The sequence below is a fragment of the Wolbachia endosymbiont (group A) of Nomada flava genome, assembly GCF_964027055.1.
In the GTDB taxonomy this organism is placed as follows: Bacteria; Pseudomonadota; Alphaproteobacteria; order Rickettsiales; family Anaplasmataceae; genus Wolbachia; species Wolbachia pipientis.
Genome location: NZ_OZ034725.1, coordinates 902725 through 920881, shown reverse-complemented (window position 1 = coordinate 920881; position 18157 = coordinate 902725). Strand labels below are relative to the sequence as shown.

The window sequence follows — 18157 nt, the reverse complement described above, 5'->3', positions numbered from 1 at the left end:
AGTTGGTACAGCTTCTGTTAATGAGAAATAAATCAAAAGACGAGTTCCTAGATTTTCAAAAAAGGTTCCAATCGTTTATCAATCAATCTCCTTCTTTTTTGCATTCAGTTGGAAAGCCAGGCTTTTTCCCTAGTTTCTTTTTTGGTATGTTTGCTACTGTATTAGACACAGAACTTGCTACTAAAATTGGTATCAAAAAACTTCATTTTCGTTTTGATGATAATAGAACTTTAAAAATAGCTATATTAACTAATGAGGGACTTAAGTGTATAACGGTGTCTGATCAAGTTGATGGTAACATGCATCTAAAGTTCTCTCAAGGAGAGTTAGAAAAAATAGCACAGAAATGGAAAATGGGAGCAGAGTTTGATAAACTAGAAAAAGAAGAGCATGAAATAACAATTACAGGAAAAGAAGTAAAGTACGGAAAGGTTGATCCAGCTTTTAGTAAAAAGACTGATTATTCACAAAAAGGTTTTACAGAAATAGAAAAAGATCGTGACCAACAAGACCTAGAGAGCTTAATTTCAAAATTGAGTAATCAAGATTTCGAAGAAGTAAAAAAGAACGCTAGAAGAATGTTTAATTATATTACAAATGTCTATAAGAAATATGAAAAAGAAACTCTATTTAGCGGTAAAGAATCAAGTCATCATGGGTTTTTAGCTGGGTTTTTGATAAATTTTAAGTATCGTTTTCACCTAAAACTTTATCTCGAATTATTTGCTGGAAAAGGTTACGCAGACATTATTTTACTTGTGCGCGGTTCTGATAAGTCGCTAAGCTCTATTCCTATTATTATTGAGCTTAAAGCAGGTACTGGTGAGATAAGTACAGTGATAAAAGCATTGAAGCAAGCACAAGATTATGTTAAGGGCTCTTTTTCTAACTCTATAAGAATGATTACTATAGCTAATGAAGCTATTTGTGTAGGATTAAATTTTGACATGGTTCATCACGAAAATGTTAAAATTGATGTAGAAAATTTTCTTAGTCGAGAAGGTAATTCTGTAATAGAAAAGTTACTTGGCACTGAAGCAGCAAATGCTGAGGTGATAAAAACACAGCTAGAGTATCTTTACTATGGAATTGTTTGGAGCAATGGTGGAAGTGATAATATTAATTATGTCAGCAGAATGATCTTAGGTCAGCTAGTACTTATTTCTAATATTATTAAGCGTGAAAAGTTAGGTAAACATATTTTTATTTATGATCAAAATGATAAAATGGCTACTGGATCACAGAAGCGCCCAGAAGCAGCAAAAGAAAGTATTGCGGATTGTGTTACAACTATAGTGCTAACTTTAGGTAAGAAGGTGCTTATACTCAACATAAATGAAAAAAATGAATTTGCATTGAGAGTGCCAGATAATAAAGGAATTCCTATTGAAAATATTAGGGGAATTCAAAACGTCAATGACATAAAGATACAAGAAATAACCTGTAACTTATACAGTACACCTAGTAATAAGAATCCATTTGATCAGTACTGTAATAAGAATAAGGGAATTACAGTAAATACGTATGACTCATTGGACAAATACAAAAGAGGTAAAGAAATTTTACAAGGTAATTTTACTCCAATTGTGGAAAATAAAAAATTTAAAGCAGCTTTGAGCAAAGCTATAAAATCTGGTAAATATGATGATTACAAAAAACTATTTGAAGAAATTTCTCATATACTACATCCTTTCAAATCATTAATAAGCAATGAGGCTACATTTCAAGCTGTATTGCATGGTTTATTTAGTAGCTACGGAGAAGATAATATAAAAGTTATTACTGAATTTCAAATAGGTGGTGGAGAGAAGTTGGATGTTATGTTGGTTATAAATGCTACTGATCAAAAAAAAGAATACCCCCCAGTTGGAATAGAGCTAAAATTTGCTAAGAAAGGAGATTTGGATAAAAAAGAAAAAGAGGCTAAGGACCAGTTGACAAGATATAAAGAAGGTGAAGCGTATAAGAGGTTGTCCGGAAACAAGTAAAAGGCTATAATATCTGAAATTTTAGTACGGGGTAAAGATGAGAAAAAAGTATCCAACAGATCTAAGCGAAAGGGAATGGGCAAGAATAGAAAAACACTTCAGAGTATCATACAAGAAAGGAGGAAGGCCGCCAAAGTATAGCAAAAGAGAAATATTAGAAGCAATTTTCTATGTATTGCGTACAGGGTGTCAATGGCGGTATTTACCAAATGATTTTCCGCTATGGAAGACTGTGTATGAGCAGTTCAGGCAATGGAAGAAGCAGGGAATTTTTGAGAAAATGAATTATGAAATATAGTAGAAGAAAAATAGGAAGGAATGAGCAGCCGAGTGCCTGTATAGTAGATAGTCAATCTGTAAAGACTACAGAAAAGGGGGGATCAAAGGCTATGATGGAAGTAAAAAAGTAAAGGGTAGAAAAAGGCATATAATTACAGACACTCAGGGTTTTATACTAGGTTGTTACGTAGGCGCTGCTAACGAAAATGATAGAGATGGTATTAAAATAGCATTAAACAATATGAGAACAAAATATACTAAAGTTAAAAAAATGTGGGCTGACATGGGATACCAAGGAAGAAATTTAAAGAATCACATAAAGGAAGAATATGACATAGATATTGAAATTGTTAAAAGGCCTCCATGTAGATTTTGGGTGCACAAAGATACGCCACCTGAGCTACTACCAACAAGAGAACAAGGGTTTAAAGTACAGCCAAGAAGATGGGTTGTAGAAAGGACTTTTGCTTGGGTTAATAGGAATAGAAGGCTATCGAAGGAGTATGATTTACTCACAACATCCACTGAGAATTTCATATACCTAGCTATGAGTAGGGTTATGTTAAAGAGGGAATATGCTTGAATTTACTTGTTTCCGGACAACCTCTAAGGTAATTACTGATGCTGGCAAAGTGAAACTGGTGTATGCTGTTTTTAATGAAGGTGCAACAGATGAAGGTTCCCTTATAAAAATTAGTGATGAGTTTGTAGAGGTAGATGTAAGACATAGTTCTGTGGTTGCTTTTGGTCAACAGCCAGGTAATCTCCAACAACCTTATGTTCAACAAGCAGGTCCATCTCGAGCAGTTAATCAGTGATCTAGTCTTAAGAAATAGTCGTCTTACTTCTTTTTATATCACATTTTTATTTAAGTTTGCCCTGTACGTAAATTTGATCATTGCCTATTTCATCCATATCTATATACGAACTATTTTGCCTAAGCTTATGAAAATAATTTAAATCTTCTATTTTTATAACCTTATTTTTACGCGGCTTGTTCTCACAAATATATGACCTTTTTTGAAGGAGTAAACAATTGAATTCTTTATAACACTAACTATAGTAGTTTCGAAAATGAATGATAAATTTTCATTACGAGATTACCCCCTAAAAGCTGCGAGTTTGTATGTTAGTGCACTATCATTTATTTTAGAAAACACTATAGCATGGTACTTTCACTAAAATATTTTTTAAAAAAGTTAGTTGACTTATAAATAATTCTCTACTAATACTGGCATGTGTTTTTTATTCTGCTGAAGTGGCTCCGCAGGTTACTGTATAAGCTTCAGCAGTTTTTGCACTCCTTTAAAGCATCATATTCCTATATATTAAATATCGCTAGTGCTTCTCAATTTTGTTGATCTATAGTAAAACTGGCTAAAACTTGGAGTCATAAGCAACTTTTAACCTCTCTATATACTCCATTGTTACTCACCATGAAAACTTAACAAAAGCTTAACGACGTGAGTAGTAAAAAAATTATGGTTATTGACTTAATGTTATAGATCGCATACAATATACCATATATCTTAGCTTAAGGGGTAAGTATGGGTGAGTCTACTGGGATAGTAAAATCTATCATCAATCTACTAAAACCAAAATCCAAACCAGAACCATCTGATTTTGAATATGAATCCATTATAGAACATTTATCATCTAAAGAGCATTTATTAAATGAACTGATGAATGATATGTGGTACTCAGGAGATTTACCATCAGTTAGAAACTATAATGAACCATCATCTTTGATAGATAGCAAACTTGGATTAAGTGAACAGATTTGTGTTTGGTTTGCTCTAGATCATGATCTTACACCAAGTCAAAAAAATTTAAACAAAAAGTTACTTAGTGCTCTAAAATGTTTAGCTTCTAACTGTGGTTCATTTGATAATACTGAACCTCTTGAAGAATTTTTATATGACAATAAAAACAATAAAGATTTAAAAATAATTCTTAACCTCAAAAGAGGAGAATCTCAATCAACAGTATTGCATGCGGTTGCAGGAGCAAATATTGGTGGATTTCGTCGCACAGGAAATCAGGCTATAGATTTACTCTTAGAAGCAGGCGCAGATCCTAACATACAAGATAATAAAGGAAAAACACCATTATACCTTGCTGCTGCCAAAGGTCATTACAATAATGCAAACTCTCTTCTCTTAAAAGGAGCTAACCCTAATATAACAAGTAGAAAGGGCAAAACTCCACAACGAATAGCAACTAATAACCTCTACTATAATATTGAAGAATTATTTTTAACTGATAAACAGAAAAGGATGAATAAGGAATTGTATGACTTACTTGTACTCGATTCAGACTGCACTGAAAATTTAAAGGAGTTTTTAAGTAAGCATAAAAGAGATTCAGACCTAAAAGTGGTGCTAAATATTCGGCAAGGAATGGGTGAATCAAAAGTGTTTTCGTATGTTGATCGTTTTGCTTGGGACAATGAAGGTCTTGCTCAAGAGTTAAGAAAGATATTTTTAGAAGCAGGAGCATTAGATTATGATATAAATATTTATCGTCAGCAAAAGAAAGGACAGGCCAGTAAATTACTCGTTAATTTAACTTCAAATCAAAAGGAGAAGTTAAATAAGTTTTCTGATAAGGTATTTCGAGCTCAAAACATGGCTGAACTTGAAGAGATTGTAAATGATGCTATAAAGTCTGGTGTACGTTTAAATTATTCTTCTTCACAAGATTTTTTTTTAGGTAATGAGTACACTTTTACCGATTATGTGATGAAAAAAATCAGTGAGTTAGAAAAGAATCCTAAAGTTGCTAGTAATATAATATGTCAATTAGTATCAAAAGGGGCAGTGTTTGGTAATACAGTTGATGCTAACACACTGACATCAGAATTTAAAGAGCATAAAACTAACCTAAAAAAAGCTTATAGAGATTATATTAGCAATTCTCATAAGTTTATTGAAATCGCAAAAAGTGCAACCAATAGCGAGCTAAAAGATGCAAGAGTAGACAACTCCGTTTTTTACTTAGAATATTCTAAAGATAGTAAAATAGACATTATAAAGATAACAGATGGGGCAAGGGATTTAGGTCTAACCGATGGAGATGTAAAGTGTGGAAGAAATATAGTAAAGATCGGTAGTAGTGAAGTAGAAATTCAAACTGAAGGTGGAATAAGGTATTACACAGATCTTACAGAAGGCAGCGATATAGTATTAACCTTCTATACTAGTTTGGGAAATGTAGATGTTAGACTGTATCCTGACATACAGGATAAAAGCAAAATTATAGTAAAAGTGAGTAATAGAGAGGAAATATTAGAAAAATTCAAAGATCGAAAAGAAGAATTAGGTAATGATTGCGCACTTGGTGAAGATTTGGTTTATGATGCTATTGAAAATGGGTACTTTGAAAGATCTGGTGGATTAATGCGCCCTGAGGTAATAACCGAGTCTAACAACAAATGGACAGAACGTGAAGAGTTAAGAAGGACTTCTGATCCTAGGAGAGAAGTTTCTAGGTAGATTAATTTGCTAAAAAAGTTGAAGATTATTATTTAAATATAAACTACTGTAATTTATAGATTAAGGAGTTCGTATCAATGTCTATGATCTTTTAAGAATACTCTTTTATATTGTTTTTAAGCTGGCTACAAAATGAGGATATGGAACATACAATTGGCTGAGCCGCCTTTTACAGAATTTCTCTCCAGATCTACTATTAAAATATGCAGCTAAAATTGGATACATCTTCTACCGCTGTTGCAGCTAATATGTCAAAATCTTCATCATTTATATTGATATTTTCGCATAATTGATTTTGTAACATTTATTTGCTCTTCTGTATCAATTTCAACATCTTTTTGTGTGGCTCTTTGTAGTAGCTCCTTTTGCAATAACCTTTTTTAATTTTCTGGCACATACTTTTTTCGATGTTTTTTCATATTGTTGTTTTTATAAACGTTACGATGCTGAGCCGTAAAATTTCTTCAATTGCTCACCCCAAAGCATCGGTATTTCCCTTAATTCAGCTAACTTCAAATCTCTTGGCTGCCTCCCCTTTACTATGTCTTCCTTTATTTTTGGAGCTAAATAATTTAATCTTAAAATTTGCTGTATACGTCTTGTACCTATATTAATTTTGGCACTTAGCTCTTTTATATTTGCGTATTTTCCTTCCTCTAGTTGCCGTTTCCACAGGTAGGCTCTTACCACTGTTTTCAGTAGCGCATTATTTGTTTTTCCTTCTGGCTCTACTACTGTACATTTGTTTCCTTTCTTTTTTATTGGTATAAATTCTATCTTATCCTCTGAACTCACTTCTATTCCATCCTCTCTTACCATTACTCCCTTTATTAACTTTTTCACTACTTCTTTCTGCTTTCCAAAACTTAGATTTCTCCACTCTTCTTCCCATTTTTCATATAGCTGTTCAGCTTTCTTCATCACTTCTTTTTCCACTTCTCCAGCAATTATTGTTCTGTTCACTGATCCACAATCCTTCCCCCTTAAATGGTTATTGCACACATAATATCGGTACCTTTTATTTTCCTTTTTTGCATAGGTCAACGTCATATTTACATCACAGCTCTTGCACTTTATTATCCCCTTTAGTAGCGCTTCCTCATATTTTGCTTTTCTATATGGCTGATTCTTTATTAATTCTTGCGCTTTTTGCCATTTTTCTTCTTCTATTATTGCTTCATGTTTTCCCTCATATTGCTTCTCATAATGTCTGATTTTTCCCATATATGTTGGATTTGTTATTATTCTCCTTACCGTGGCCTTTTTAAAGATATCTGATTTTGTTCGGTACCCTTGGCTATTTAACTCTCTTGCCAGTTCTGCCATTGATTTCAGCTCCATGTACCTATCAAATATATGTTTCACCGTCTTTGCTTCTTTTTCATTTATTATTAATTCTTTATCTTTCACATCATACCCTAGCGGCAAAGTTCCACCCATCCATAACCCCTGCTCCTTTGATGTTGCTATTTTATTTTTTACTCTCTCTACTATCATCTCTCTTTCTAACTGTGCTGCTCCTGATAACACTGTTTGTACAAACTTTCCCATTGGCGTATTATTATCAAATATCTGCGTTACTGCTACAAAATTTACTCTATGCCTTCTAAAAAATGATGTTACTTCGATGCTGTCTTTTGTTTCTCTCGAGAGCCTATCTAGCGTATATACTACTACACAATCTACTTCTCCTGCCTTTACATCTTCAAATAATTCCTTTATCGCTGGTCTTTCTAAATTTTTCCCTGAAAATCCTCCATCATCGTACCTTTTGGCCAATGCTACCCAGCCTTCTTTGCTCTTTATATATTTCTCACATGCTACTCGCTGCGCATCAAGACTGTTAAACTTTTGTTCTAGTCCATCCTCATTTGACTTTCTCGTATATATTGCACATCTTACTTCTTTTAGCATTTTCAACTTCCATTTTTTTCACGCATTCCAAATAATAAAGGGCCGTTGTAACTCATTCCCATTATTTTTCCGGCTACTGCTGACAATGACGTAAAAAATTCTTCTCTGTAGATTAAACCCTTATCTGTTACCATTACCGCATGCATCTCTTCTCCTCTCTCTAATATTAGCTCTGTTCCTGCTACTGGAAGTTTGTCACTACTTATTCTTTTTCCCTTCTCTAGTTGATCTGCTAGATACTCTAGTCTTTTTGCTCCTTTTCTTGACATTTTTCCATAAGCTTCCTCCTGCATTCTATACGCTAATCTAGGTATCAGATATTTCTTTGAGTGTTTAGGTGCCTCTTCCCCAAATACCTTCTTCCACGTTTTTCTCAGCTCACCCAAAGGTTTTCTCTCTAAATTCATTACTTTCTTTTCTGTTTCTCTTTCCATATTTTCAGCCTCTCATAGAAGGTTCTATTTGTTCAAATAACTTTTCAATTCTGTCCGTTTCTTTCTTCAATATCTCGGTTATCTCTTTGCTATTTTTCGCATAATCCATCGCTGTTATTCCAAATTTATCTGCTTGCTCTATTTCAGCCCCTGCTTTTACTAGCTCCTCCACTATTTCTTTTTCTCCTACCATACATGCAAGATGCAGCGGAGTGCATTTATTGCCATACTCTTCAGCATTTACATTCCCTCCTGATTTTATCAATTCTCTAACTGTTTCTAGACGTTTCTCCGTTATCGCTAGATGCAGTGCTGTATGTCCTCTTACATCTGCTGCATTCACATCTACTCCTTTTTCGATTAATAACCTCACTGTTTTTACCTCTACTGCATAATGTAGAGCTGTTCTTCCTTTTTCGTCTCTTTCATAAATATTTTTAAACGAGTTCTCTAATAGTGACTCATCTTTTTTACCCAGCTTTACCATAACTTACCCCACCTTTTCTTTAAACCTAAGCCTTCCTTTTTACCACCTCATCTATCATTGCATTCACTTGGCTGATTATCTTGCTTGCTAAATTTTGACATTCTTTCTTTATTAGCGATTTGTCTCTCTTCCTTATTTCTCCTATCTCTATTATTTTTAGCTCCGGCATGTAGCTTCCATTCAACATGTCTGCTATTTCTCCCACTAGCCCCTCTATTCCATAGCACGTCAGTTCTCTACTTTTTGTTATTCCTCCTTTTTCTCTCAAAAATTTACTCGCCTTTTCACTCTCTTTGCTATCACATAGACGATACTTTTCACTTTCCCAGATGTAATACATTGGCGTTGCGCCGTACTTATTCAGTTGATTAACTTCAGCTCCAGCCTTTACCAGCTCTTTTATTATTTCAACTCCTGCTCCTCCCATCTTGCACGCAGAGTGGAGTGGCGTACATCCAGTGACATATTGAGTGGCATTTACTTCTGCTCCCGACCTTAGCAGCACTTTTACATTTTCTAAACTCTTTGCGAATACTGCACAGTGTAGAGGTGTATAACCATTTTTATCTCTTGCATTTACCTCTGCTCCTTTTTTTATTAATAATCTCACTGTTTTGTAATCAGAGATTTCTACTGCTTGATGCAAGATCGTCTCTCCTTCTTCATTTCTTTTATTAATGTCTTTAAATCCGTTACTTGATACTTCTTTAAAAAACTTACTCTTGCTAAAACTCATTTCATACCTCACAAAATTAGCTTTTCTAGCGCCAGACAAATTTCTTATATTTACCTGCTGCTATTCAAGTCATGTCCTTTTTAGCATGAGAAAGCAAGTCTTTTTCTTTTTATTTCATACACTTTTACCTATTATTAATATAATATATGAGTATCTAAATATAAGTACTTAACTTATTAGAGATATTATTCGACTATCTTTCCAACTTCTGTGCAAATGTCGATGTTCATGCCACTTCAGTACTCCCGGGTAAAATACTAAAATGTGCTTTTCTAATTCGTGTATTGAGTCTTTTTGCTCTGAATCCAAATCATTTTTATAGTAAACGTTGTGTTCTGCTAAAACATATTTTCTGACCTTCTGATCTGTATAATTTTCTACTTTATAGTTGTGAGTAACGCTAAATCTTTCTAAAATTGGCTTGTGTTTTAAATTCCAATATTGCCCTGAAAGTTTATCGCTTCCCAATACAAATTTATTTCCTCTTTCTTCTACGCTACTAACTGGAAAGCACGTATTTATGTCTCCTAAATCCCAACTGTCTGATAATACTATCTGCGCTTTTGCAAATTTAATCGATGGTAATAAACTCTGTGGTAATGGATATAGTGCTTTTAAGTTGTACCACAAATGATTTCTTTCATAAATACTGTTATAATTCTTTGTGTGAGGCTCGGTTTCTCCAAGGATTGCTACATCTAGGCGATATATATCATTGCTTAAAGCTCGTTCATAATGATCGCGTAGATAGTTTTCTATAATCCTAATAACTGGACCACTAGACCTGAAAAAATTTACTCTTCCAAATGATAACACTGGTCCATCTTTTTCTATTTTTACCCCTGAATAATCAGAAAGAAGATCTCCAAATAAACTCTCATCCAATATAAATCTCTGCGCATTATAATAATCGTTAAAAATCCTCATCAATCTGGATCTTACAGGCAGTGATAGTTTTGCCAGCTCTACTACTGCATCTACGAAGAAGTCATTTGGTACCTCTTTTATCCCTACTTGCAACTCAAAAAAATGTTTACCAGGTGGTTCTTCGATAATTTTAATATCTTCTATATTTGCCCATTTTAGTGCTATTTTTAGTGATGCTGGAGTTCCTCTCAGTCTTTGAAATTTTACTCCTTCTATTACGGCTTTTCTTCTATCTTTTACCCAACGCAGTATCTCTTCTAAACCATATTCCTCAATCAACCACGGCAATGTTTCTTCTTCTAATCTAAATTTAAACCCTCTTATGCAACTTGGATTAACTTTATAGTCGATTGTTTCTACTAGCGCTTTTTCTTGCTTTGTTGCGTTTGGCGGTAATAAACTTTTCATTTGTCTTTTCTTTCAAGTTGCTTTAATTTCCTTTATTTAGGTAGCTTATGAGTAAGCAAGAGATCATTGCAGAACTGATCAAAAATAAAGATGTTCTTAATATCGAAAACACTTTCCATAATATTTGACCATATTATCCATACTTTAAAAAACAAATTACAACTTCTGGAAGAAAATCGATACTTTCGTCTCCCTAACATCGGTCATTTTTATCCAGTAAACCACTTATTGCACGTAATCCTCTCACTTGGTAAAACTTTTATGATTCCACAAAGCAAAAAAATACGTTTTAAGTCCTATCTAACTTGACGTAGCCAAGCACTGTACACTCATTCCCCAGAACCACAACATCCTCTCTTGGCTCGATTAATTCTACGTTTTCTACACCCTCTACAAACAAATTTGCTATTATCCAAGATCTTGTAACATTCCATCCCAGCCTTCTATTTGCTTCAAACTTCTTAATGAACTGCTTCTTGATTTCCTCCTTCGATATTACAGGACTTATGCTCATTCTGCTGTGAATATCTATTTCCGTAATATTGCAACCAATTACTGTTACTGTATCTGTTAAAACCCTTATATCATCTCTAGTAACCTGCTTTTTTACAATTTCAAGTAGCTCTTCTGAAGCTATGCCAGTTGTGGATAATTGTGTTGATAAGATTGAAATTTGTACTTTCCCTGGTATAGTTGATTCCACTAGTGCATCTTTTACTCTACTATCTGCTGACAGTGCATAATACCTATAATACTCCTTGCTTCCACACGTGCTTGAGCCTACTATCTTTGCTTTAATTCTTTTTCTAAATCGTTCATCATCTTCCCCTTTTTCCCTTTCTACACCATAAAACTCAGCTAAATTATCAAGATCTTCTCCCATTGCAAACTTCAGTACATTACTTTTTACTGCCTCATTTATTCTTTGTCTTAGTAACAATTCCCTCCATGCTGCTACCTCCAGAACTTTCATTGCTGGATCCGATTCTACTAATCCTGAAAAGGTTTCATCTCTACGGACTAACTCTTCTTTCATTCTTGAAAATATTTCCTCGAAATTTGGCTTTTCTACAATATTTAGCTGCTGCATCTTTAAACTACAATTTCATCAAAATGAATGTTTTTCCCGCTTGGTAAGTATAATCCTTCTAGGTCAAGCGTTACTTTTCCTTCTTTCACCTCTGTCATTTTTACTTTTTCTAGCTTAAATCTTTCCTCCCACCTTTGTAGAGCTTCTGCTACTGCTGAATAGATTTCCAAAGTTAAATCTCTATTTATTGGCTTATCTACTAATTCAAATAGTCTTGACCCATAATCTCTCCTCATTATTCTACTGTTAATAGGAGTGGTCAGTATATCAATTATTGATTGTTTCAGATGTTCTATTCCTTCTAATTCTTTTCCTGTTTTGGAGTCCATCCCTTTCATTTTTAGCCTGCAAACACGTTTTCACTACCTTTTATTACTTTAAAACCACATGAAACTATATCTCCTACTCTTCCTACACTAAGACCATTTGCAAACACTGTTTTTGATCCTTGAATCATTACTTTTCCTTCACTAAAACTGTCTCCTTGTCTACATATTGACTTACCGTTTACAAAAACATTATTACTTCCGCTAATGCAGAAATGCGGTGTTACTTCTACACAATAATCTCCTACTCGTACAACCGATTTATTCATTTAATTAAGGTTTATTCTATCTGCTTTCAGTTTTATTTCGCTCTTCGTCATCTCTATGCTCGATTCCCCAGCTTTCAGTGTTATTTTGTCTACTACTTCAATCTCTAAATGATGCTTCTCTTTATCATATAACAATCTTGTTCCATCCTGAAACTTCACACTATTTATTTCTTTTTTATTCTCTGGTGCAGAGTATTTTTCCTGATATATTCCTCCTAATACCACTCCTAATGATAGTTCACCAAGAGGAGAAAATACCATTACTTGTTCATCGATATCTGGAGGAGACCAATCTCTATCTTTTCCTGCTTTGCTTGTTATCCATGGCAGATAATCTGTTACAATATCTCCTATTTTCACTCTTACTTTTGCTTTTTCATAATCTACTTCTTTCACCAATCCAATACGGATAATATTCGCTAATTTTCTATTTAGCTCTGAAATTGCAAAACTATGGTCTAACATGCACTTCACCTATCTCAATAACATGTGGCATTATGCCAGTTGACCATACTGATTTACCCACGTGTACCTCATGAAACCATTCAACTAGCCACACAAGATAAGCATCCAATTCTGGCCTAAATCCGTCAATTTCTGCAGATATAAATTCACCTGGTGAAATATTTTTCATATTCCAAGTATTCTTATTTACTACTCTCACAACCTCAGCAGCTAGTGTTCTAACAACTACCGAGGAATCCTCGACTGTTCCATCAACGACAATCCTCGCTTCAAACCTGGCTTTCAATGCTAATTCTTCTGTTCCAGGATCTTTTCCAGATTCTAAACTCACAAGCTCTACAAATAACGCTGGCGCTAATAATTCTTTTCTTATCGATGGATAAATTTCACAAGTTTGAATTGCTGGTATTTCTCTCTTCAGCGTAGTGCAGATTGCGTTATGCAAATCTTTGAAATTCATACACTTTCTGTAATATAACTTAGAGGTTGTCCGGAAACAAGTAAATTCAAGCATATTCCCTCTTTAACATAACCCTACTCATAGCTAGGTATATGAAATTCTCAGTGGATGTTGTGAGTAAATCATACTCCTTCGATAGCCTTCTATTCCTATTAACCCAAGCAAAAGTCCTTTCTACAACCCATCTTCTTGGCTGTACTTTAAACCCTTGTTCTCTTGTTGGTAGTAGCTCAGGTGGCGTATCTTTGTGCACCCAAAATCTACATGGAGGCCTTTTAACAATTTCAATATCTATGTCATATTCTTCCTTTATGTGATTCTTTAAATTTCTTCCTTGGTATCCCATGTCAGCCCACATTTTTTTAACTTTAGTATATTTTGTTCTCATATTGTTTAATGCTATTTTAATACCATCTCTATCATTTTCGTTAGCAGCGCCTACGTAACAACCTAGTATAAAACCCTGAGTGTCTGTAATTATATGCCTTTTTCTACCCTTTACTTTTTTACTTCCATCATAGCCTTTGATCCCCCCTTTTCTGTAGTCTTTACAGATTGACTATCTACTATACAGGCACTCGGCTGCTCATTCCTTCCTATTTTTCTTCTACTATATTTCATAATTCATTTTCTCAAAAATTCCCTGCTTCTTCCATTGCCTGAACTGCTCATACACAGTCTTCCATAGCGGAAAATCATTTGGTAAATACCGCCATTGACACCCTGTACGCAATACATAGAAAATTGCTTCTAATATTTCTCTTTTGCTATACTTTGGCGGCCTTCCTCCTTTCTTGTATGATACTCTGAAGTGTTTTTCTATTCTTGCCCATTCCCTTTCGCTTAGATCTGTTGGATACTTTTTTCTCATCTTTACCCCGTACTAAAATTTCAGATATTATAGCCTTTTACTTGTTTCCGGACAACCTCTAAAGCGCTATAAAAATGTTCCTGATAATCTCTCGCATGTAACACAAAGTTGGGATACTGCGGTTTCAACAAGCGACATGAGCAACTTTAGTGTCTGCACCACCTGGGCAAAAATAGATAATAAATTCTATTTACTTGATGTATATCGCGCAAAGCTTGAGTATCCAAAGCTTAAAGAACAAGTTTTATCACTAGCTGCAAGATGGTCACCACACGCGATTTTGATCGAAGCCAAAACAAGTGGTCAGCAATTAGCACAAGAGCTGAAGGCAAACAGTCATTTGCCCATTATCGAAATAGTGCTACATGATGGTAAGCTCACTCGATTCCACCGGATTGCTCCGATGATAGAGTCTGGCAAGGTTTTTCTGCCGCACCAAGCAGTATGGCTGAACGATTTTGAGTATGAAATTTTAATGTTTCCAGAAACGCGCCACGACGACCAAGTGGACAGTACCGTGCAATATTTGCAGTGGGTGAGAGATAGTAGCTCTAGGGTTGCAGCTATACGAGCATTGTGATTTGAGTCTACCAGTACTGGGATGACAGCTAGGAGACAACCGTCATCCCGCTGCTTGTTAGCGGGATCTAGAGATACCGCGAATGAATCGCGGTATGACGTAGGACTGCTGTTATTCCAGTGTCTGGGCACTGCCGTCTTGGATGGAAAGGCTGGATCCAAGTAGTCAGCTACTCGTATGACATCTTTGTGTTTGAGGCAAAACCAGCTATAACATTTCTTCGCAAACAAATGTTCGTACAGTTGTGGGTCGTGCACAACTCTATTCCTATAGTGAGTAGCTCCCTCCTATCTCATTTATATCATATTTTTAACTTACCCAATAACATAAATTACTTTAGCTATGCTATAGCTAAAGTGGCTTAGGTTTACTTACAATTTGAAAAACAACAAATTCGTCATTCCGCTACTCGTTAGCGCTGCGGCGGTATGATGTAGGGAAACCTTTCTTGGGTTAGCTATATCAATAGCATTGCTTTAAAAAGAGTGCCCATATTTTCAGTCAACCTTAAGAATTCACTAAAGATCCTATTCTTTTGTTCATCACTTGCGTTTTTCATTAAAGCCTGGGTTCTTTCTTTTATGCCAAAAAGATATAAAAATTCTCTTTGAGTTAAAATCTCGCAATCTACGTGTTTTAATGAATCTTTTAATGCTTGAAAGTTCACAAGTGCGGTAATATCACTATTACCAACATTCTCAAGAAAATTAGCATACTTATGTTGTTTTATCGATTGCAAAGTGCTCTTATATGCGGGGTATACATAACCGTAATCTACAATCAAAGCAGCTCCTTTATTATTATATATCTTCTTCTCAAGTTTTTTTAATATTTCAACCCCAACTGAACATATTTCCACCACTGCACCATTAAAAAATTTTCCATTTGTCATCTGAGTAGCTGACACTGGAATCCATGATTCTTTTTTTCTGGATTCCAGTGTCACGCACTGGCATGACACCAAGAGACTGCCATCATCTTGTTTTGTCACCATATTTTCATACCACCCCTCATCATGATATACAAACTGATCTATCGGAAGAGCGTCAAAGAACTCATTTGCTAAAAAAATGGTTGGTTGTTCTGGTAGGTCGTCAATATTTTTGTGCCAATTAACATCTAAGCCTTTTAATTTTTCCTTTTGTATCTTCCGTAAAGTAGGGCTTATTTCAACTAAGTGGATCAACATTGAATTAAAAAAGCTGCTGTATTTTTTAGTGACTCTTATTATATCGTGAATGAGTGTTCCTTTGCCTGGCCCAAGTTCAACTAGAGAAAATTTTGATGGCTTTCCTAATTTTTCCCATGTATGCATTATCCAAACTGCAATTACTTCACCAAATAATTGGCTGATCTCAGGTGCGGTAGTAAAATCACCATCCTTACCAAGCGGTAATTTACTTGTATAATAGCCGTATTTTTCATGGTACAAAACGGCATTCATGAAATCACTGATGGATATTGATCCTTGACTTTTGTCAATTAATTCGTGTATATAAGTGAGCATGTTATTAATAAATGTTTAACTATAGCGTGCCATAATATAAAATAGTAGAGTATTTATATATATAGTATAAACTTAAGTTTGTGAGTAATAGTGCTTCAGTTATGGACGACAAAAACACCGATTATGTTGCCCTTATACCTCAAGATGATAGTATTGAATACAAATTTGAAGAAGCTGTCAATTTTATAGAAAACAAGGTTATAAATGCTGATGGGCTAACTTTAGCGGAAGTGTTTCAAGTGCTAGTTCAAATGCTAGATGGTGATCTAGCATTGGTAAAAAAAGTACTAGCATATGCTAATATTATGGCAAAGCATGGAATGAAGGTAGCAAAAGAGTCGCAATTAAGCAGAGCTGATGTTCGCCGAGCTTTGGAAGGTAGAGAAAGTGTTATCAATAGACAAGATTTTATAAAGAAACCACCTCTTCCACCTGCTATAAAATCGACCAAAAAGAAAAGTAGAGGTCTTTAAATGGCCGAATCTATAAAAAAATTTACTGTACAATGTGACTTCAAAGGACAAAGTTCACCTTTTGCAATATACATAGGAAATCCAAAAAGTGATGCTCATCCAATTCATCATCAAGATTCCTGGCTTGTAAAAGAACGTGGAGGGAATATTCCTAATAAAGTAAAAGAAAGTCTACAAAAATTATATAAACTATCTCAAGAAAATGGAGTCTCTTTCTCAGAGTTATGCGCGTATGCCATTACTGTGGTTAGTAATAATGATAAAAAAAGCGATAGCAAAAAATAGCAAACTGCTCTCTTATCATCCAATATCTTCTTCCTGTCTTTCCTATACCTTCTCTCTTGTCATCCCAGTGCTTGACACTGGGATCCAGCTAGGTTGGTGAATATAAAAGTAGCTAATCTCATTTATATTAAAACACTACGTTTTTGATGGGGTTGCGTGAAAAACTGGATTCCAGTGTCAAGCACTGGAATGACACCACCTGCCACACAAATTGCCTACAAATTACAATGTTCGTACAGTAAGTACTGAAATGACATCATTTACTATGTAATATTGTGTCATATTACAGATATATAGTTTAATCCCTCAATATTTCATTTATAGAGATTTTCGATCTCGTCTTTTCATCCACTTTTTTTACTATGACTGCACAATAGGTTGAAATATTATTTTTAGATGGAATAGACCCTGATATCACTACAGAATAAGGCGGTACTTCGCCATAAAATACCTTGCTAGTTCCTCTATCAATAATCTTTGTTGATGCCCCAATAAACACACCCATGCCAAGGACTGATCCTTCTCTCACTACCACACCCTCGGCTACCTCGCTACGTGCTCCAATAAAGCAATTATCTTCTATAATGACAGGTGAAGCTTGAATAGGCTCAAGGACTCCACCTATTCCCACTCCACCGGAAATATGACAGTTTTTTCCTATTTGCGCACAGCTACCAATCGTTGACCAGGTATCTATCATTGTTCCTGAATCAACATATGCACCAACGTTGATAAAACTTGGCATTAGAACAACATTTGTACCTATATAAGCAGATCGGCGAACAAAACACCCAGGAACTGCTCTAATTTTTAACCGGCGAAATTTCTCCTCATTCCATTCACTAAACTTGTTACCGATCTTATCAAACCAGCAATTAGTATTATCTATTATTTTATTTTCTTCGGTGAGAAAATGTAATAATATTGCCTGCTTTATCCACTTATGTACTACCCATTCTCCACTTGATAGCTTTTCTGCTACTCTAATTTTGCCACTATCAAGGAGCTCAATTACCTCTTTAATTGCTATTCTTGCTGTTTTCTTTAGATTACAGTCATTAAATTTTTCTCTATTTTTCCAAATATCTTCTATCTCACTCTGTGCTTTTTTTAGTTGCAAATCTTCCATTTGTTATATATATATATTGATATTAAATTTGTAGC

The 18157-nt window shown here is 34.7% G+C and carries 19 protein-coding genes and 3 pseudogenes; 9 read left to right on the top strand and 13 right to left on the bottom strand.

Translation table 11 applies throughout. The annotated features are described in order from the left end of the window. The first annotated feature begins 20 nt into the window (after positions 1-20). The 4 genes and pseudogenes from AAGD70_RS04880 to AAGD70_RS04865 all read left to right on the top strand — a co-directional run bounded on the left by AAGD70_RS04880 (position 21) and on the right by AAGD70_RS04865 (position 5761). Entirely contained in the window at positions 21-1988 is a 1968-nt protein-coding gene (locus AAGD70_RS04880; RefSeq protein ID WP_341814066.1) for a hypothetical protein, read from the top strand. A gap of 37 nt (positions 1989-2025) precedes the next feature. Further along, positions 2026-2850: pseudogene (locus AAGD70_RS04875) on the top strand (IS5-like element ISWpi1 family transposase). Further along, positions 2843-3085, top strand: a complete 243-nt coding sequence (locus AAGD70_RS04870; RefSeq protein WP_065095233.1) for a hypothetical protein — start codon at positions 2843-2845, stop codon at positions 3083-3085. The pseudogene AAGD70_RS04875 and the gene AAGD70_RS04870 overlap by 8 nt, the downstream one beginning before the upstream one ends. A gap of 729 nt (positions 3086-3814) precedes the next feature. After that, positions 3815-5761 (top strand): ankyrin repeat domain-containing protein, encoded by a 1947-nt coding sequence (locus AAGD70_RS04865; protein WP_065095082.1) that lies wholly within the window; start codon positions 3815-3817, stop codon positions 5759-5761. 438 nt (positions 5762-6199) lie between these two features. On the opposite strand, the gene AAGD70_RS04860 is transcribed toward AAGD70_RS04865, so the two are convergent. The 11 genes and pseudogenes from AAGD70_RS04860 to AAGD70_RS04810 form a co-directional block, all read right to left on the bottom strand. Beyond that, positions 6200-7675 carry a recombinase family protein gene (locus AAGD70_RS04860; protein WP_065095081.1) on the bottom strand — a complete coding sequence of 492 codons (1476 nt, stop codon included), beginning with the start codon at positions 7673-7675 and terminating at the stop codon, positions 6200-6202. Between the two features lie 2 nt (positions 7676-7677). Then, complete coding sequence (locus AAGD70_RS04855) at positions 7678-8109, bottom strand: DUF2924 domain-containing protein (RefSeq protein WP_065095080.1); 432 nt, start codon at positions 8107-8109, stop codon at positions 7678-7680. Between the two features lie 4 nt (positions 8110-8113). Then, entirely contained in the window at positions 8114-8596 is a 483-nt protein-coding gene (locus tag AAGD70_RS04850; protein ID WP_065095079.1) for an ankyrin repeat domain-containing protein, read from the bottom strand. A 25-nt stretch (positions 8597-8621) separates the two neighbouring features. Then, entirely contained in the window at positions 8622-9332 is a 711-nt protein-coding gene (locus AAGD70_RS04845; RefSeq protein ID WP_065095389.1) for an ankyrin repeat domain-containing protein, read from the bottom strand. A gap of 168 nt (positions 9333-9500) precedes the next feature. Further along, complete coding sequence (locus AAGD70_RS04840; protein ID WP_065095145.1) at positions 9501-10667, bottom strand: phage tail protein; 1167 nt, start codon at positions 10665-10667, stop codon at positions 9501-9503. A 289-nt stretch (positions 10668-10956) separates the two neighbouring features. Then, positions 10957-11757 carry a baseplate J/gp47 family protein gene (locus tag AAGD70_RS04835; RefSeq protein WP_065095146.1) on the bottom strand — a complete coding sequence of 267 codons (801 nt, stop codon included), beginning with the start codon at positions 11755-11757 and terminating at the stop codon, positions 10957-10959. A 2-nt stretch (positions 11758-11759) separates the two neighbouring features. Continuing rightward, entirely contained in the window at positions 11760-12095 is a 336-nt protein-coding gene (locus AAGD70_RS04830) for a GPW/gp25 family protein (RefSeq protein ID WP_065095147.1), read from the bottom strand. Between the two features lie 2 nt (positions 12096-12097). After that, positions 12098-12352, bottom strand: coding sequence for a PAAR domain-containing protein (locus AAGD70_RS04825; RefSeq protein WP_065095148.1), 255 nt, complete (start codon positions 12350-12352; stop codon positions 12098-12100). Beyond that, positions 12353-12817 (bottom strand): phage baseplate assembly protein V, encoded by a 465-nt coding sequence (locus AAGD70_RS04820; protein ID WP_065095149.1) that lies wholly within the window; start codon positions 12815-12817, stop codon positions 12353-12355. Then, positions 12804-13277 carry a hypothetical protein gene (locus AAGD70_RS04815; RefSeq protein WP_065095150.1) on the bottom strand — a complete coding sequence of 158 codons (474 nt, stop codon included), beginning with the start codon at positions 13275-13277 and terminating at the stop codon, positions 12804-12806. The genes AAGD70_RS04820 and AAGD70_RS04815 overlap by 14 nt, the downstream gene beginning before the upstream one ends. A 46-nt stretch (positions 13278-13323) precedes the next feature. Further along, a pseudogene (locus tag AAGD70_RS04810) lies at positions 13324-14148 on the bottom strand (IS5-like element ISWpi1 family transposase). A gap of 55 nt (positions 14149-14203) precedes the next feature. Here AAGD70_RS04810 and terL point away from each other — a divergent pair. Beyond that, a pseudogene (gene terL / locus AAGD70_RS04805) lies at positions 14204-14728 on the top strand (phage terminase large subunit); the annotation flags it as partial. A 21-nt stretch (positions 14729-14749) separates the two neighbouring features. Beyond that, positions 14750-14893 carry a hypothetical protein gene (locus AAGD70_RS04800; protein WP_156518057.1) on the top strand — a complete coding sequence of 48 codons (144 nt, stop codon included), beginning with the start codon at positions 14750-14752 and terminating at the stop codon, positions 14891-14893. A gap of 292 nt (positions 14894-15185) precedes the next feature. On the opposite strand, the gene AAGD70_RS04795 is transcribed toward AAGD70_RS04800, so the two are convergent. Continuing rightward, entirely contained in the window at positions 15186-16235 is a 1050-nt protein-coding gene (locus AAGD70_RS04795; protein ID WP_065095119.1) for a class I SAM-dependent methyltransferase, read from the bottom strand. A 101-nt stretch (positions 16236-16336) separates the two neighbouring features. On the opposite strand from AAGD70_RS04795, the gene AAGD70_RS04790 reads away from it, so the two are divergent. The 3 genes from AAGD70_RS04790 to AAGD70_RS04780 are packed head-to-tail and all read left to right on the top strand — an operon-like array spanning position 16337 to position 17093. Next, the gene (locus tag AAGD70_RS04790; protein WP_065095118.1) at positions 16337-16708 is read left to right on the top strand and encodes a hypothetical protein; all 372 of its coding nucleotides are present in this window, start codon (positions 16337-16339) and stop codon (positions 16706-16708) included. Beyond that, the gene (locus AAGD70_RS04785) at positions 16709-16993 is read left to right on the top strand and encodes a DUF2610 domain-containing protein (RefSeq protein ID WP_064125056.1); all 285 of its coding nucleotides are present in this window, start codon (positions 16709-16711) and stop codon (positions 16991-16993) included. Then, a complete protein-coding gene (locus AAGD70_RS04780) occupies positions 16965-17093 on the top strand; it encodes a hypothetical protein (RefSeq protein ID WP_255356252.1) in 129 nt (42 codons plus the stop codon). Before AAGD70_RS04785 ends, AAGD70_RS04780 begins: the two co-directional genes overlap by 29 nt. 198 nt (positions 17094-17291) lie before the next feature. Here the strand turns inward: AAGD70_RS04780 and dapD are convergent, their stop codons facing one another. After that, positions 17292-18122, bottom strand: a complete 831-nt coding sequence (gene dapD / locus AAGD70_RS04775) for a 2,3,4,5-tetrahydropyridine-2,6-dicarboxylate N-succinyltransferase (RefSeq protein WP_065095117.1) — start codon at positions 18120-18122, stop codon at positions 17292-17294. Positions 18123-18157 lie beyond the last annotated feature (35 nt).

What these genes read in the sequence shown, in the direction of transcription:
- AAGD70_RS04880 (WP_341814066.1), top strand. Translation starts at nt 21, where the DNA reads ATGAGAAATAAATCAAAAGACGAGTTCCTAGATTTTCAAAAAAGGTTC.
- AAGD70_RS04870 (WP_065095233.1), top strand. Translation starts at nt 2,843, where the DNA reads ATGCTTGAATTTACTTGTTTCCGGACAACCTCTAAGGTAATTACTGAT.
- AAGD70_RS04865 (WP_065095082.1), top strand. Translation starts at nt 3,815, where the DNA reads ATGGGTGAGTCTACTGGGATAGTAAAATCTATCATCAATCTACTAAAA.
- AAGD70_RS04860 (WP_065095081.1), bottom strand. Translation starts at nt 7,675, where the DNA reads ATGCTAAAAGAAGTAAGATGTGCAATATATACGAGAAAGTCAAATGAG.
- AAGD70_RS04855 (WP_065095080.1), bottom strand. Translation starts at nt 8,109, where the DNA reads ATGGAAAGAGAAACAGAAAAGAAAGTAATGAATTTAGAGAGAAAACCT.
- AAGD70_RS04850 (WP_065095079.1), bottom strand. Translation starts at nt 8,596, where the DNA reads ATGGTAAAGCTGGGTAAAAAAGATGAGTCACTATTAGAGAACTCGTTT.
- AAGD70_RS04845 (WP_065095389.1), bottom strand. Translation starts at nt 9,332, where the DNA reads ATGAGTTTTAGCAAGAGTAAGTTTTTTAAAGAAGTATCAAGTAACGGA.
- AAGD70_RS04840 (WP_065095145.1), bottom strand. Translation starts at nt 10,667, where the DNA reads ATGAAAAGTTTATTACCGCCAAACGCAACAAAGCAAGAAAAAGCGCTA.
- AAGD70_RS04835 (WP_065095146.1), bottom strand. Translation starts at nt 11,757, where the DNA reads ATGCAGCAGCTAAATATTGTAGAAAAGCCAAATTTCGAGGAAATATTT.
- AAGD70_RS04830 (WP_065095147.1), bottom strand. Translation starts at nt 12,095, where the DNA reads ATGAAAGGGATGGACTCCAAAACAGGAAAAGAATTAGAAGGAATAGAA.
- AAGD70_RS04825 (WP_065095148.1), bottom strand. Translation starts at nt 12,352, where the DNA reads ATGAATAAATCGGTTGTACGAGTAGGAGATTATTGTGTAGAAGTAACA.
- AAGD70_RS04820 (WP_065095149.1), bottom strand. Translation starts at nt 12,817, where the DNA reads ATGTTAGACCATAGTTTTGCAATTTCAGAGCTAAATAGAAAATTAGCG.
- AAGD70_RS04815 (WP_065095150.1), bottom strand. Translation starts at nt 13,277, where the DNA reads ATGAATTTCAAAGATTTGCATAACGCAATCTGCACTACGCTGAAGAGA.
- AAGD70_RS04800 (WP_156518057.1), top strand. Translation starts at nt 14,750, where the DNA reads ATGACAGCTAGGAGACAACCGTCATCCCGCTGCTTGTTAGCGGGATCT.
- AAGD70_RS04795 (WP_065095119.1), bottom strand. Translation starts at nt 16,235, where the DNA reads ATGCTCACTTATATACACGAATTAATTGACAAAAGTCAAGGATCAATA.
- AAGD70_RS04790 (WP_065095118.1), top strand. Translation starts at nt 16,337, where the DNA reads ATGGACGACAAAAACACCGATTATGTTGCCCTTATACCTCAAGATGAT.
- AAGD70_RS04785 (WP_064125056.1), top strand. Translation starts at nt 16,709, where the DNA reads ATGGCCGAATCTATAAAAAAATTTACTGTACAATGTGACTTCAAAGGA.
- AAGD70_RS04780 (WP_255356252.1), top strand. Translation starts at nt 16,965, where the DNA reads ATGATAAAAAAAGCGATAGCAAAAAATAGCAAACTGCTCTCTTATCAT.
- dapD (WP_065095117.1), bottom strand. Translation starts at nt 18,122, where the DNA reads ATGGAAGATTTGCAACTAAAAAAAGCACAGAGTGAGATAGAAGATATT.